Origin of the sequence: Cryobacterium sp. Hh11 (genome assembly GCF_004404045.1) — a bacterium.
Classification (GTDB): domain Bacteria; phylum Actinomycetota; class Actinomycetes; order Actinomycetales; family Microbacteriaceae; genus Cryobacterium; species Cryobacterium levicorallinum.
The window spans coordinates 1-1,385 of the sequence record NZ_SOHF01000014.1 but is presented as its reverse complement, the minus strand read 5'-3'; the positions used below and the strand labels follow the sequence as shown (position 1 = coordinate 1,385).

The following is a 1,385-nucleotide window of genomic DNA, read 5'->3' as shown; positions in this document are numbered from 1 at the left end:
TCGAGCCTTGAGCCATCAACACCCAAAACCGCGCCTGCTTCTCAACCAGTTCAAACTTCGACCACACGTACAACACCTCACAAAAATAGAGTGTTGCGACGACCGGTTGAATTCGCCGACCCCCTACGGACACTCCCCCGCGACAGCTGGGCTCCGCATCGCGCTTGGGGGGGAGGTGCCCGTTTGACCTGCCCGTTGAGGTTTCGCGCTCAGGTGCCTCTAACGCGACAAGGTTTCGCCCGTTCAGGCTGTCTTGTAACCCTAGGGATACGAGACGTCTCACGCCCATGTCTTGGATCCCTCCGCGTTCGCCGGAATCTTGCGGCGCGCTGATTCTCATAACTATGTCGCATAACCTCCTGGTTGAATTGCGGTAGTCACCATTGGTTATGAGACGCCCCGGGAGCAGAATTGACGAAACTGATCGGCTACGCGCGCGTATCCACGCGACAGCAGTCCACCGACCGGCAACAGATCGACATCCTCGCCGCTGGCGTCCGGCGCAACGACCTTTACGTCGACCATGAGATCTCCGGCGCTCGAGCATCACGGCTTTACTTCGATCGCGCGCTCGACGCTCTCGAGGATGGCGACACTCTCGTCATCACGACCCTGGACCGGCTGGGCCGGTCAACGCAGAACATGCTCGCGTTCGCTGAAGAGCTTCGCGGCCGCGGTGCCGGCCTGCGCATACTGAACCGCGGCGGTGGCGACACCGATGGGGTCCATGCTGTTCACGATCATGGCAACGCTCGGGCACATGGAACACGAAATCAAGCGAAAGCGTGTCGTCGACTCCATCAACAAACGCCGCGAAGCCGGCAAGGATTTAGGCGGCCGCTCGCGGCTCATCACCGACAGCCAAATTCGCAACGCCCGTCGGCTCATCGACGGTGGATAGATCGCAACAACGGTTGCCCGCGATCTTGGAATGTCTCAAGCAGCGTTCTATCGCCGAACGTGGGCACTGGACCTCACCGCCGAGTCATCTGAGGCGTCCGAACGTCCCCGCATAGCCTTCGACAAAGGCAGCGTCTACGCAACCGCGCAACGCATGGCGTCAGCGTTGGCCGATGACGATCTGCCCGCCGCGGCCGATGCCAGCGTGCGGGCGGCGACGCCGGCACTGCGTCGTCGTGGTGGATCAACCATTGGCACCATCACGCTGCCGTGATCCTCTACATGAGCAACGGTCCCTTCCGCGACGGCGACCTCACCAGCAGGAACCTGTCGCGGCGGAGGGACAAAGCACGTCGCAGCCGCACCGCATTCCCGGCCACCGAACAACGCGGATTTGTGGCATTACGAAGAGGTGGCTTCGGGATCCGGGCGCCAACTTTTCGTCGCTTTCAGAAAATCTACTCCTCACGGCCGTCGTCGCGCGA

General features: G+C 61.5%; 2 protein-coding genes and 1 pseudogene. All 3 read left to right on the top strand.

The window, feature by feature from the left end; genetic code table 11:
* Positions 1-411: 411 nt before the first annotated feature.
* A pseudogene (locus tag E3T46_RS05410) lies at positions 412-898 on the top strand (recombinase family protein); the annotation flags it as partial.
* Between the two features lie 33 nt (positions 899-931).
* Entirely contained in the window at positions 932-1,174 is a 243-nt protein-coding gene (locus E3T46_RS05405) for a hypothetical protein (protein ID WP_134577750.1), read from the top strand.
* A partial coding sequence (locus tag E3T46_RS18295; protein ID WP_206751477.1) for a hypothetical protein occupies positions 1,171-1,385 on the top strand: 215 nt, incomplete at its 3' end. The genes E3T46_RS05405 and E3T46_RS18295, both read left to right, overlap by 4 nt.